The 14,237-nt window shown below is 43.2% G+C and carries 10 protein-coding genes and 1 rRNA gene; 9 read left to right on the top strand and 2 right to left on the bottom strand.

The annotated features are described in order from the left end of the window. Positions 1–178: 178 nt before the first annotated feature. Positions 179–1,342: a 3-phenylpropionate MFS transporter gene (locus F9817_RS13550; RefSeq protein WP_161156407.1), complete on the top strand. Its 1,164-nt coding sequence runs from the start codon at positions 179–181 to the stop codon at positions 1,340–1,342. 119 nt (positions 1,343–1,461) lie between these two features. Further along, complete coding sequence (locus F9817_RS13545; protein ID WP_161156405.1) at positions 1,462–4,890, top strand: PAS domain-containing hybrid sensor histidine kinase/response regulator; 3,429 nt, start codon at positions 1,462–1,464, stop codon at positions 4,888–4,890. A gap of 43 nt (positions 4,891–4,933) precedes the next feature. Here the strand turns inward: F9817_RS13545 and gppA are convergent, their stop codons facing one another. Both gppA and rhlB read right to left on the bottom strand, forming a co-directional pair. After that, positions 4,934–6,430: a guanosine-5'-triphosphate,3'-diphosphate diphosphatase gene (gene gppA, locus F9817_RS13540; RefSeq protein ID WP_161156403.1), complete on the bottom strand. Its 1,497-nt coding sequence runs from the start codon at positions 6,428–6,430 to the stop codon at positions 4,934–4,936. Positions 6,431–6,437: 7 nt separating this feature from the next. Continuing rightward, entirely contained in the window at positions 6,438–7,739 is a 1,302-nt protein-coding gene (gene rhlB, locus F9817_RS13535) for an ATP-dependent RNA helicase RhlB (RefSeq protein WP_161156401.1), read from the bottom strand. Between the two features lie 111 nt (positions 7,740–7,850). Here rhlB and trxA point away from each other — a divergent pair, with 111 nt between their 5' ends. From trxA to F9817_RS13500, 7 genes are all read left to right on the top strand, one after another. Next, positions 7,851–8,177 carry a thioredoxin TrxA gene (gene trxA / locus F9817_RS13530; RefSeq protein ID WP_161156399.1) on the top strand — a complete coding sequence of 109 codons (327 nt, stop codon included), beginning with the start codon at positions 7,851–7,853 and terminating at the stop codon, positions 8,175–8,177. A 201-nt stretch (positions 8,178–8,378) separates the two neighbouring features. Next, positions 8,379–9,638 (top strand): transcription termination factor Rho, encoded by a 1,260-nt coding sequence (gene rho / locus F9817_RS13525; RefSeq protein ID WP_161156487.1) that lies wholly within the window; start codon positions 8,379–8,381, stop codon positions 9,636–9,638. Positions 9,639–9,735: 97 nt separating this feature from the next. Further along, entirely contained in the window at positions 9,736–10,722 is a 987-nt protein-coding gene (locus F9817_RS13520) for a hypothetical protein (RefSeq protein ID WP_161156397.1), read from the top strand. A 101-nt stretch (positions 10,723–10,823) separates the two neighbouring features. Then, on the top strand, positions 10,824–12,677 hold the full coding sequence (gene ubiD / locus F9817_RS13515; protein ID WP_161156395.1) for a 4-hydroxy-3-polyprenylbenzoate decarboxylase: 1,854 nt from the start codon (positions 10,824–10,826) through the stop codon (positions 12,675–12,677). Further along, complete coding sequence (locus F9817_RS13510) at positions 12,674–12,943, top strand: 2Fe-2S iron-sulfur cluster-binding protein (protein WP_161156393.1); 270 nt, start codon at positions 12,674–12,676, stop codon at positions 12,941–12,943. The genes ubiD and F9817_RS13510 overlap by 4 nt, the downstream gene beginning before the upstream one ends. Before the next feature lie 14 nt (positions 12,944–12,957). Beyond that, the gene (gene fre, locus F9817_RS13505; RefSeq protein WP_161156391.1) at positions 12,958–13,668 is read left to right on the top strand and encodes an NAD(P)H-flavin reductase; all 711 of its coding nucleotides are present in this window, start codon (positions 12,958–12,960) and stop codon (positions 13,666–13,668) included. A gap of 489 nt (positions 13,669–14,157) precedes the next feature. After that, a 16S ribosomal RNA gene (locus F9817_RS13500) occupies positions 14,158–14,237 on the top strand; the annotation flags it as partial.

Raw genomic sequence — 14,237 nt, 5'->3', positions numbered from 1 at the left:
AAGTTTCTTATTTGGAAACAGCATGTTGCTAAAGTATCCCTTTGAAATTAACCCTATCCATTGCATAATTTGTCGTCATCGCAACCACCCTTGCTTTGGCGCCTGAACATATTTCATTAGCGTAATCAGCCTTTTTACTTTTGGCAGCGATGTAACCTCATTTAGACAGGACGTTGTTATGAAAAATACATCCCCTTACGGGTGGATTTCGCAGTATCTATTCGGTTTCTTTTTTTCTTATGGTGTGTACCTGCCATTTTGGGCACTGTGGTTTTCTTCCCAAGGTGTGTCGGCGACAGATATTGGTACGTTAGTCGGTTTAGGTTTTGCTACCCGCTGTGCCTCGAACCTTTTAATCACTCCTCGAATTCATAAACTTTCTTACATATTGCCTGCTCTGCGCTGGTTGTCATTTTTAGGCACTGTTGCGGCTTCACTGTATTTTGTGGCGGGTGGTAACTTTTGGATCATGGCGATAGCAACCGTGCTGTTTAATCTTTGCATGGGGCCCATGATGCCGTTGCCTGATGCGATGGCGAATTATTATGCCAAATTGAATATTCTCGATTATGGTTCAACGCGAGTATGGGGCTCCATTTCGTTCATTGTTGGTTCTACCTTGGTAGGGTACCTGGTCACAGGGTGGGGGAGTAGTTGGATTTTATATACCGCTATCTTCGGTTTTGCTGCCACATGGATGATGAGCTTAAGAACGCCAGATCCTAAACCGTTGGATACTGAACCCGCTAATGCAGCAGAAAGACCTAAATTGCTTCACTTATTGCGTGAGTGGCCCGTTGTTAAGTTTCTTGTGTTAGTCGCGTTAATTCAGGGAAGTCATGCCGCCTATTACAGTGTGAGTTCTCTGTACTGGAAACAATCAGGTTATTCCGAAGATGTGATTGGTTATCTCTGGAGTCTGGGTGTTGTTGCTGAAGTGATGCTCTTTGCCCTAAGTAAACGTATCTTTGCTGGCTGGGGAGTACGCACTTTATTTTTGATCTCATCGGTTGCTGTTATTGTTCGCTGGGGGATTACTGCCAGCACAACGGCTTTGATTCCTTTAGTGATCGTTCAGTTACTGCATAGTCTGACTTATGCGCTTGCTCATTTAGCGGCGATTCGTTACATACAGCAATCGGCACAAAGCCGTATGGTGGCGTTGCAGTCTTTGTATAATGCTTTGGCCCAAGGTTTGTGCATTGCCATCATGACGTCATTTAGTGGGTGGGGATTCCAGCACTTTGGCGCGAATGTGTTTTGGGTGATGTCGGCAATGGGGTTTCTTTCTTTGTTGGTTCGCTTAGAGTTACCTCGGTCTCAAATTCAAGCCTCCAGTTAAGCAAAAGCTTATTCAACCCCGCAGAAATCAATTTCTTAGATTGTTCATCCGGTTGTTACTCGTTTAAATCAAAGCCTCTTCTATAGTTAGAAGAGGCTTTTTTATTAGTAAGGAGAGCGATGCAAGGATGGTTAGTCGTTCCAGTCTCTTTGGTTTATCTGGGCGCATTATTTCTTATAGCTTGGTATGGCGATCGTCAGCGGCGATGGTTAGAAAGTTGGCGTCCGTGGATTTATAGCCTATCTATTGCTGTCTATTGCACCTCTTGGACTTTTTTTGGCACGGTTGGGCAAGCAAGCGCTAATCCGTGGTCATTTATTCCTATCTATCTTGCTCCGATATTGGTGTTTGTTTTTGGCTGGCGCATCATTGCTCGGCTGATTTTAACGGCCAAGCGAGAGCACATTACTTCAATTGCTGATTTTATCTCTGCTCGATACGGCAAAGCTCAGGGATTGGCGGTGGTCGTTACCGTGATTGCCGTTGTGGGAGTGTTGCCTTATATCGCGTTGCAATTACGCGCAATTACTACTGGACTTAATGTGGTCGCCCCAGAGCTATTTTCTGATTTGGGGTACGATGATCAAAGTGTGTCGTGGTTTGTTGTATTCGCGCTGGCTTTATTCAGCATGCTATTTGGTACGAGGCAGGTGGATAACACCGAGCATCACCGTGGCATGATGATCGCTGTAGCGTTTGAATCGATCATTAAGTTAGCGGCATTCATTATTGTCGGGATATTTATTTGCTATGTATCCTGGAATACTCCCGACTTTTCAATGGGGCAGCTTGCTCAAATCAGCTATCAGCCTCCCAACTGGCCTACTCTGACGATTCATCTTGTTTTGACTGTTGTGGCCATCATTTGTTTACCGCGCCAATTTCACACCATCGTGGTTGAGAATGAGCAGGGGCAAGATTTACATACCGCGCGTTGGTTATTTCCTATGTACTTATTTCTCATGAGTCTGTTTGTATTGCCTATCTCATGGGTCGGGCAAGGGCTTTTACTGGGAAACCCTGATACTTTTGTCGTGAGTATTCCCAAAGCGGTTGAAGCAGATGGTATTGCTCTTTTAGCCTTTTTAGGAGGGGCTTCGGCGGCGTCGAGTATGGTGATTGTTTCGACGATGGCACTGGCAATAATGATGTCGAATGATTTAGTCATGCCTTTGTTATTACGCCGTATGCGCTTAACCCAGAGAAATCACATTCATATCTCTCGGATTTTGGTCATCGTTCGGCGCCTACTTATTTTGCTGATTATGTTAGGAGCTTGGGGCTTCTATCAGGTTCTTGATTCTATTCCGTCACTATCGGCGATAGGTTTCCTTTCTTTTGCTGCCATTACTCAATTTGCTCCTGCGTTACTAGGGGGAATGTATTGGCGAGAAGGCAATCGTAAAGGTGCTTATGCGGGGCTTGGTGTGGGATTTTTTATTTGGCTGATTACGTTGATGAATGCAACGGGCTTACTGGCTGGTAGTGCTGATAATAATGTATTGCTGTGGATTTCGACGCCTCCGCTAACGCTCAAACACTGGGGGCTTGCCTCACCTGAGTGGGGAATGTTTCTTAGTGTTGTGCTTAATGCACTTTGCTATGTAGTGGTGTCATTGGTTACTCGTGCTAGTTTGAGTGAGCGTCTGCAAGCCGCATCCTTTGTTGGTACGCCAATGCCCAATAATGACAACATTACGATTTATCAAAGTCGAGTTACCGTGGGTGAGTTAGAAATGTTGGCGGCACGATTTGTTGGTCGATCGCGGGTTAGGCACGCCTTTGAACAGTACTGGTCGGCTCAACCTGAAAGGTTGATGCAGGGTCAGCAAGCAACGGCTTCACTAATTCGTCATACAGAAAGAGTATTAGCTGGAGTTTTTGGCGTTTCGTCTGCCAAATTGGTTCTTACTTCAGCATTGCAAGGTCGCAATATGCATTTAGAAGATGTGGCGACCATTGTTGATGAAGCGTCAGAAATTTATGACTTTAGCCGTGGTTTACTTCAAGGGGCAATTGAACATATTAGCCAGGGCTTGGCTGTTGTTGATAAACATTTACGGCTGGTGGCATGGAATCAACGTTACCTTGAACTATTTAATTTTCCGGCCGGTTTAGTTCAAGTAGGGCGGCCGATAGAAGATATTATTCGCCATAATGCTAAGCAGGGATTATGTGGCCCTGGTGATGTAGAAGAGCATGTCGAAAAGCGCCTACGACATTTAGAAAAAGGGACAGCGCATACTTCAGCTCGTGAAAGGCCTGATGGTAAAGTGATTGAGGTGCAAGGGAATCCGATGCCCGGAGGAGGTTTCGTGATGAGCTTTAATGATATCACCGCATTTCGCGCGGTAGAACAGAGTTTAAAAGAAGCCAACGAAAACCTTGAAGAGCGAGTTCATCAACGTACCCATGAATTAGAAACTCTGAATAAACAGTTAGTCCTCGCCACTCAACGTTCAGAACATGAATCTCAATCGAAATCGCGTTTTCTCGCTGCAGTTAGCCATGATCTGATGCAACCTTTGAATGCAGCCCGCCTGTTTTCTTCATCGCTAGGAGAAATAGCTCAAGATAAAGAAGTCAAACAGTTGTCTCAGCATATTGAAAGTTCACTCGGCGCCGCGGAAGATTTGATCGGTGATTTATTAGATATCTCTCGCTTGGAATCCGGAAAGTTGGAAGTGTATCCGCAAGCTTTTGCTGTAAGGAATATTTTGGATAATTTAGCCGCTGAATTTCGTGTGATAGCTTCCAAGCAAGGTGTTGAGTTTTCAATGGTGCCTTCTTCTCAATACATTATTTCTGACCAAAAACTGTTGCGGCGTGTGGTTCAAAATTTCCTGACTAATGCTTTCCGGTACTGTTCTCATGGCAAGGTTCTACTGGGGGTAAGGCACAAAGCAGAAAAAGTGGTAATCGAGGTTTGGGATAATGGTGTGGGAATAGAGCAAGAGAAACAACAAGAAATTTTTGAAGAGTTTAATCGCGGTTCTCAAGTTCGTTCTGATCAGGGGTTAGGGCTCGGTCTTGCTATTTCAAAAGGAATTGCTCAAGTATTACATCATGATATCGCGATGCGTTCATGGGTTGGAAAAGGGAGCGTTTTTTCTGTCACCATGGATAAAGCTCAAGCACCTGAACCTATTGCTTTCACCCCAGAAACAAACGAATCGGTACATAATGTTGAGTATTTAAGAGTGTTATGTGTCGATAATGAAAGCGCTATTTTAGATGGGATGCGTGAATTGTTAGAGCGTTGGGGGTGTGAAGTTAAAACCGCCTTAAATCTTGTTGATAGCTTGCAAGTGCTTGAAGAACAATGGCGACCCAATGTCATCTTATCTGATTACCGCCTTGATGATGGCCGAACCGGGTTAGAGGTATTGCAGCAATTTCGTTTGAGGTTAGGCGATGACTTTTCCGGCGTAATCATTAGTGCTGATAGAACGACTGAGATACTTGAAGCTGTAAAAATTCACGGTTTCCGGTTTATTGCTAAGCCTGTTAAGCCACTTAAATTGCGCGCTTTGTTATTAGCAAAGTAAAAACGCCCTCGAAAGAGGGCGAATGAATGTAGTTTTGATAAATCTAGAGTGATTCTTCAATTTGTAGCGGCCAGCCAATATCGGTCTGACGATTAGCTTCTAGCTCTAATTCCGCTTTAGTGAGCGGGTTTGCCTCTAGCCAAGTTTTATCCAAAGTTAGAGTGAGTTGATCACCGCTGGCTTCCAATGTAAATGCAGGTTCTAAATCAGCATTACGTCGGTGGCTAAGTAGCACTGCTAATCGGAGTAAGCGCAAGACACGTTTTGCGCTGGTACCAGAAAGAGCATGTTGTTCTGGCAATGATGTTAGTTGCTCTCTATAGCGGCGAGCTAATTCACCAATATAGAACTTTTGCGCGCGGGTAAATCCGGGTAAATCTAAATGTTGTAATAGGTAAGCACTGTGTTCGCCCCCTTTTTTGTAGTCGATGCTAAGCCCAATCTCATGTAATTGGGCCGCACTACATAACAACATTTCAGCTTGTGATTCTTCAACCCATTCACTGCCACCACACTGGTTGAACATATTGCTGGCTAAGGTCGCAACTTGCTTAGCGTAATTTTGGTCGATTTGATAACGGCGTTGCACACTATCAATCGTGCGGCTACGAATATCATTTTGACGTAGCCCATCCACCATTTCATAAACTAAACCTTCACGTAACGCACCGCCGGCAAGTGTCATCTCTTCTATCTTAAAAGATTCAAAAATGGCAATTAAGATAGATAACCCGCTAGGGAATACTAAAGCACGCTCTAGCGTCAGCCCTTCAATCTCCAACTCTTCAAGATGATCAGACATCATCGCCTGTTTTTGTAAGCGCTTCAGTTTGGGCAGGGTAATGATTTCATCCATTCCCTGTGCCAGCATAATTTCTTGCAATGCTTGCACCGTACCACTGGCACCAACACAGATATCCCAACCAATTTGACAATAAGATTCTAAAATTGGCGATACCGTTTGTTTGGCTGCTTCAATTGCACTTTGGAAGTTAGTGTTGTTGAGCTGACGGTCTTTAAAATGTCGTTCGAGCCAAGTGACACAGCCCATTTTTAGGCTGTTGAGTGCTTTGGCTTCAAAACCTTCACCGATGATGAACTCTGTACTTGCACCGCCAATATCAACCACCAATCGACGGCCTATACCCCCGGAAGTATGAGCCACACCTTTATAGATGGTGCTTGCTTCTTCTTCCCCAGAAATAATTTCTATTGGGTGACCTAGGATTTGATTTGCTTTGATAAGAAACTCATTAACGTTTATCGCAGTACGCAAAGTTGCGGTTCCCACGATGCGGATATTCTCTTTTGGAATATCTTGTAGACGTTCAGCAAATAGGCTTAAACAATCCCAACCACGCTGCATCGCTTCTAAACTCAATGCATTGTTTTCATCAAGGCCTGCGGCTAGGCGAACTTTACGTTTAATTTTCGCCATGGTTTGAACGCTACCATCAATATGACGGACAACGAGCATATGAAAGCTGTTCGACCCCAAATCAATCGCGGCATATAGCGGTGAAGATACATCTCGGCTCATAGGTTAATTACGAATCCTTTTTCTGACGAGGACGTGAACGACGTTGATTATTATTACGTTTATTACCAGAACGCGAGCCACCAGTATTGGTGCGACGTTGGTTATTTCTACGTAGGGTAATGGGTTTTGGTAAATCTGTCAGCAGCGCTGTAGGATCATACTCAGAAACCGGGATTGAGTGTTCAATATATTCTTCAATTGGCGGAAGGTTAATCGCGTATTCTTCACAAGCAAAACTAATAGAAAAACCGCTAGCGCCAGCACGACCGGTACGGCCAATACGGTGAACATAGTCTTCACAATCATCAGGTAGATCGTAGTTAAATACGTGAGTAACTTGAGGAATGTGTAAGCCACGCGCAGCTACGTCAGTGGCTACTAGAATATCCAATTCACCTTTAGTGAATTGTTCTAGAATCCGTTCACGTTTTTTCTGTGGTACATCGCCAGTTAACAGGCCGACACGATGTTTATCTGCAGCGAGATGACCCCAAATTTTTTCACACTGATGTTTTGTGTTTGCAAAAATGATGGCGCGGTCTGGCCATTCTTCTTCGATAAGCGTTTGTAGTAGAGCCATTTTGTCATCATTTGATGGGTAGAAAAGCTCTTCTTTAATGCGTGCGCCTGTTTTACGCTCAGGTTCAACAACAACGTGTTCAGGGCTATTCATATGCTCAAATGCGAGTTCTTGAACACGGTAAGACAGCGTTGCTGAGAACAGCATGTTGAGGCGGTCTTTAGGCTCTGGCATACGACGGAAAAGAAAACGGATATCTTTGATAAAGCCCAAATCAAACATTCGGTCCGCTTCATCGAGTACGACCGCTTGGATGTCGTTAAGATTAAACGCTTTTTGGTGGATGAAATCTTTAATACGGCCTGTAGTACCGATAAGGATGTCCACACCTGCATTGATTTGCTCTAATTGCTTGTCATAGCTTTCGCCACCATAAGCTAAAGCGGCTTTTAGTCCTGTACTTTCAACAAGACACTCGGCGTCATGATAAATTTGAATCGCTAATTCACGAGTCGGTGCCATAATAATAGCACGAGGCTGATTTTGTTTACGGCGCTCATGAGCCGGTGTTGTCAGCAAATGGTTGAAGGTTGCAGTAAGAAACGCAAGCGTTTTACCCGTGCCCGTTTGGGCTTGGCCTGCAATGTCTCGGCCGGCGAGCAGGACCGGCATCGCCATGGCTTGGATAGGGGTGCAATATTCGAACCCTTTTTTTTCCAATCCATCAATGACTTGCGGCTCTAAACCGAAGTCGGCGAACTTATGCTCTGTGATATGCGTCTTTTTCATAGCTATAGAATATCAGCCTAGGCTTGCAATATGGAAGTAAATACATTCCAATAGAGCATCTATTTACTGGTTAGTATGCAACCAGTTCAGAAAAACACAGTGGAGTGGAAGATGAGTGATAAATTTTTGCAGCTAACTGATGATAGTTTTGAGGCTGACGTAATTAATGCTGCAGGCCCTGTTCTTGTTGACTTTTGGGCAGAATGGTGTGGTCCTTGTAAAATGATTGCTCCTATTCTTGACGAAGTCGCAGAAGAATATGAAGGCAAGCTCACAATCGGCAAACTTAACATCGACCAAAACGCAGGAACACCACCAAAATTTGGTATTCGTGGTATTCCAACGCTTCTTTTATTCAAAGATGGTAACGTCGCGGCAACTAAAGTAGGCGCACTTTCTAAGACTCAGCTTAAAGAATTCTTAGACGCGAACCTTTAATCGCATTTACATAAACCGTACATAGAAATATGTGCGGTTTGTTTTATGGTTAAACATTTTCTAGACTACACTGACATTTAGTGATAGTTTATCGACCGTTAATTAAACAAGTGTTCACTTCTTGGTCAATCCTGCGACCAAATCCATCTTACTTAACTTAAAAAACAGATCCTAATTTTGACTAAACAAGTATCCACCACAATGAACCTAACAGAATTGAAGAACAGACCCGTGTCTGATCTTGTGAAACTTGGTGAAAGCCTAGGCTTAGAAAATCTAGCACGCCTAAGAAAGCAAGACATAATCTTCTCCATACTTAAAGCTCACGCGAAAAGTGGTGAAGATATATTTGGCGATGGGGTTCTGGAAATTCTACAAGACGGTTTTGGTTTCTTACGAAGCTCAGACAGCTCCTACCTTGCTGGCCCAGACGATATCTACGTATCACCAAGCCAAATTCGTCGCTTTAACTTACGTACCGGTGATTCAATCGCCGGGAAAATCCGTCCGCCAAAAGAAGGTGAGCGTTACTTTGCACTGTTAAAAGTGAACACTGTTAACGACGATAAGCCTGATAATGCACGTAATAAAATCCTGTTTGAAAACTTAACCCCCCTACATGCGAATGAACGCATGGTTATGGAGCGTGGTAATGGCTCAACAGAAGATATCACTGCACGTGTACTGGATTTGGCCTCTCCGATCGGTAAAGGTCAACGTGGTTTGATTGTTGCTCCGCCTAAAGCGGGTAAAACCATGTTGCTGCAAAATATTGCTCAGAGTATTGCTTACAACCATCCAGAATGTGAACTGATGGTACTTCTTATTGACGAACGTCCGGAAGAAGTAACTGAAATGCAACGTTTGGTGAAAGGTGAAGTGATTGCTTCCACATTCGATGAACCAGCTAACCGCCACGTGCAAGTAGCTGAAATGGTTATCGAGAAAGCAAAACGCCTAGTTGAGCATAAGAAAGATGTGGTTATCCTTCTTGACTCTATTACTCGTCTAGCTCGCGCTTACAACACTGTCGTGCCTTCATCAGGTAAAGTTCTGACCGGTGGTGTTGATGCTAACGCTTTACACCGTCCGAAGCGTTTCTTCGGTGCGGCTCGTAATGTAGAAGAAGGTGGTAGCTTAACTATTATCGCGACTGCTCTAGTTGATACTGGTTCGAAAATGGATGAAGTTATTTACGAAGAGTTTAAAGGTACAGGTAACATGGAATTGCACCTGAACCGTAAGATCGCTGAAAAACGCGTCTTCCCTGCGATTGACTTTAACCGCAGTGGTACTCGTCGTGAAGAGTTACTAACTAAATCTGATGAGCTGCAAAAAATGTGGATTCTACGCAAGATTGTTCATCCAATGGGTGAAATCGATGCAATGGAATTCCTCATTGATAAGTTAGCGATGACGAAGACCAACAATGAGTTTTTTGACGCAATGCGCCGTCAATAAGCCAAAAAAAGTGAAGCACCACCGATACGGTGGTGTTTTTATTTGCATTCCCCATAAAGTCAGGCAAGACTGATAGGGAATGTAAAAAGGAGTTTTTATGCAACAAGGATTGTTGTGCTCGCTTCTTCTATTATCGTTAGCCTTGTATAGCGGAATTGCTGGTGCTGTAGAAATGTCTGTGGCGGAACAACAGGAAGTTCTGCATGACAAAACACTTGAGCATAAAGTGGATCAGTTATACGACTATGCAATAAAAGATGATATTGACGCGCTAAAGTTTGCCTTCCAGCGGCTTGCTCTTCCTCAGCAGGAAGCTGCTCGCTACCTACTATTTAAACGTCTCGATAAAAATAACATCTCTCTATCTGCGCCTTTATATGGTTTTGTCCAGCGACAAAATGGATTGTTGCCTGTATACCAAATTACTGTAAAGGGCGACGGCTATGAATTCTCTTCCCCAGCATTTAATTATACTGCAGTCGGTTCTCGGCTAATGAAGCGGTGGAAGCAGGATCAAAAGGTAGTTGATTTTGTTCTTAAAGCTGAACTTCATGAGTTGAAATTAAAAGCTTGGTTATCTGGACCTGACAAGTTAACCCATGAAAAGCTCTTAATTAAAGAGCTTGATCACTTGTCGATCCCAGCTATTCAATCGTTAGTTGATCAGCTAATTACTGTGAAAGTCACAAGTTGGCTACCTTCATCGGCAGTCATGGTTCGTATAGCCCAAGTTAGTCATAGCCCAGAAGTTTATAAGTTACTGTGGTTGATGAGAGCTGACGGAGATATAGAAGGTGAATTGGACCGACTATCTAAGCGCAATGACCACTTTGCGATTAAGCAGATGATGCTGGCTGCTCAAAACCCGCGTTTAAAGGATGAAGCTATCAAAGATTTAGCTCGTTTTAACCCGATGAATGATGATGTTAAAGCATTTTTAGTCAACCGTTTATCCGATGATGATGAGGTATTCAAGGTTGCTAAGACGTTGGTAGAGCAGGGGCACAGAAGTTGGTTACAAGAGTTGTTAAGCTCAAACCGACAGGTTAAAGCAAGTGTCATATCTCAAGTCCTTGAACAATAATCAGCTAATCACAGAGAGCTGATCGGGATGCAAAAAAGAAGAAACGAGAAACCTGAGTTTTTGTTATACTCTTGCTATCCCAATCAGCGCCAAATATACCTATGACTTTTAAGGATTTACCCAGTTTTTTAGCTCATTTAGAACAGCGTGGGCAGTTAAAACGTATTTCGCATCCTATCGACCCGCACTATGAAATGACGGAAATTAGTGATCGCACGTTGCGAGCACAAGGGCCTGCGTTGTTATTTGAAAACCCAGTAGGGTATGACATCCCTGTTCTGACTAACTTATTTGGTACTCCCGAGCGTGTGGCGCTGGGTATGGGAAGAGAAAATGTTCAAGGGTTAAGAGAAGTTGGTCAGTGGCTATCATATTTAAAAGAGCCGGAACCGCCACGTGGTTTAAAAGAAGCTATTGATAAACTGCCGGTATTTAAACAAGTCCTTAATATGCCTGCTAAGCGTCGCCGCCATGCTCCATGTCAAGAAGTGGTTTGGCAAGGTGACCAAGTTGATCTAGACAAAATTCCAGTAATGAGTTGCTGGGCCGAAGATGTAGCCCCCTTAATGACCTGGGGATTAACGGTGACAAAAGGTCCAGCGAAGAAGCGTCAAAATATCGGGATTTATCGCCAGCAGAAGTTAAGTAAAAACAAAATTATTATGCGCTGGTTAGCTCATCGAGGCGGTGCTCTAGACTTTCAGGATTGGAATGAAGTCAATCCAGACAAACCTTTCCCTGTGTCAGTTGCTTTTGGTGCTGATCCTGCGACGATTCTTGCTGCAGTAACCCCTATTCCAGATACCTTATCTGAATACGCTTTTGCAGGACTACTTCGAGGCAGTCGCTCAGAGGTGGTTAAATCAATCAGTAATGATCTCGATATCCCGGCGTGTTCTGAAATTGTTCTAGAAGGTTACATCGACCCTAACGAATACGCAGAAGAAGGTCCTTATGGTGATCATACCGGTTACTATAATGAGGTAGAAACACATCGGGTTTTCACTGTTACTCATATAACTATGCGTAATAAACCTATTTATCACAGTACTTACACTGGGCGTCCACCGGATGAGCCCGCAGTGTTAGGTGTCGCTTTAAACGAAGTGTTTGTCCCTATCTTGCAAAAGCAATTTCCTGAAATTGCAGATTTTTATCTACCGCCAGAGGGATGCTCTTACCGTTTAGCTATTGTAACCATGAAAAAACAATATCCTGGACATGCTAAGCGAGTCATGATGGGCGTTTGGTCTTTCTTACGTCAATTTATGTATACCAAATACGTAATCGTGTGTGATGAAAGTGTTGATGCTCGCAATTGGGATGATGTTGTTAAAGCAATGGCTGATAACATGGCTCCTGTAGCCGATGCCTTATTTATTGATAATACGCCGATTGATTCACTAGATTTTGCTTCTCCAGTTGTGGGGCTTGGTTCCAAAATGGGAGTTGATGCCACTATTAAGTGGGATGCTGAGTTAGCCATGACTGGATTAAATGACGTTCCTGAGTGTAAAGATTTTGACGTGACCATGTTGCAGGATTGGAAGAACCAATACAGTAATGTAGTCGATATTCATTTACCTCCTTCTACCGGACATCGATTCATTCTTGTCAGTTTAAATAAGGAAGCGTCAGATCAAGCTAAGGCGTTCATTAATCACATGTTGAAAAATCTTCAACATGTAAGTGATATAAAGTTTATTGCTTTATTTGATGAAGATGTAAATATTCGTGATTGGAAAGATGTTATTTGGGCGATTACGACCAGAATCGATCCCACTCGAGATATCCGTAAAGTAGAAGGGTTGAATAACAAAAGTAGTTTGCTAGCCTTTGATGCTACCAATAAATGGCCCGATGAAGTTCAACGCGAATGGGGTAAACCTATTAATAAAGATCCCAAAGTATTAGCTAAGATTGATGCAATTTGGGACGAGTTAGATATTCTATGAGTCATACTGTCTTATTATTACCCAATAAGATTCAGTTTACGGTTTCGTCGGGACAGACGATATTAGAGGCTGCGCTCAACCAGCAGATCTCTTTCCCTAACCGTTGCCAAGTTGGCGCGTGTGCGGCCTGTCTGTGTAAAAAAGTCGCAGGCAAAGTAAGCTATCAGTTAGAACCAATGCTCACTGATAAAGAGCGTGAATCTGGCTGGGTGTTTGCCTGCCAAGCTATCCCAGAAAGTGATTTAGTACTTACTTTTGAAGAGTAAGTTAGAGGAAACACATGATTGTGAAATGTAAAGTTAAGTCGATTGCTCCGCTAGCAAGCAATACCTATAAAATATTGTTGCAACCAGAAGAGAAGATCGAATTTAAAGCTGGCCAATACCTTATGGTTGTTATGGGCCTAAAAGATAAACGCCCTTTTTCTATTGCTAACTCGCCAACTCGCGAAAATGGCGAATTAGAACTTCATATCGGTGCGGCAGAGCAGAACGCATACGCAGGTGAAGTTGTCGAGTTGATACGCGACTCTCTTACAACAGACAAGGCGATTGAAATAGATGTTCCCCATGGTGATGCTTGGGTCAAAGATAGTGAACGCCCTCTATTACTTATAGCTGGTGGTACAGGATTTAGTTACGTACGTTCAATCTTAGATGATTGCGTAGCTAATAAAGTGAATAAACCTGTTTATCTATATTGGGGAGCGAAAGATGCGACTCAACTTTATGCTAAAGAAGAGCTAGTTGCTCTTGCAGAACAAAATGAACATGTTCACTTTGTTCCAGTTGTTGAGCAACAAGAAGAGAACTGGCAAGGTAAAGTGGGTAATGTGCTTCAGGCAATAAATGAAGATTTTGCATCCTTGTCTGAATACGACATTTATTTAGCTGGGCGCTTTGAAATGGCTGGAGCTGCACGTGAACAGTTTGTGGCAAATAAACAAGCGCTTGCAGAAAGGATGTTTGCCGACGCATACGCGTTCATCTAAAAGTTATACAGTAAAATATTCTGAAAGAGGGCGAAATCGCCCTCTTTTTCATCTATTTGCACAATTACTATCCTAACGAACCGATTTTTGCATTTTTTTCTAAAAAGTTCTTGCTTAATAATCCGCGAGGTCTATACTGCGCAACCACTGACACGGCAGACGCCATAAGGCTTCAGCGGTTCAGTAAGAGGATAAGACGCTCGAATGAGAAAGTTGAAAAAAGTGTTTGACACTGACAACGATATCGCTAGAATGCACCTCCACTTTGAAGAACAAAGTTCTGCAAAGAAAGCTCTTTAACAATTTAAACCTATCAATCTGTGTGGGCACTCGTTGATGATAATCAAATAAGAAACTTCGGTTTCGAATTGGTTTCAATGAACTGAGTGACCAATCAAGATGTCTTTTGGAAACATTAGAGGTCTTGGCACAGTCAATTCAACATTACTTAGTAATGTATTCAGTATTCATTGAGCCACAAAAAACTTTTAATTGAAGAGTTTGATCATGGCTCAGATTGAACGCTGGCGGCAGGCCTAACACATGCAAGTCGAGCGGCAGCGACATAA

Source organism: Vibrio eleionomae (assembly GCF_009874545.1).
GTDB classification, from domain to species: domain Bacteria; phylum Pseudomonadota; class Gammaproteobacteria; order Enterobacterales; family Vibrionaceae; genus Vibrio; species Vibrio nitrifigilis.
This window is presented reverse-complemented; position numbering and strand designations above follow the sequence as displayed.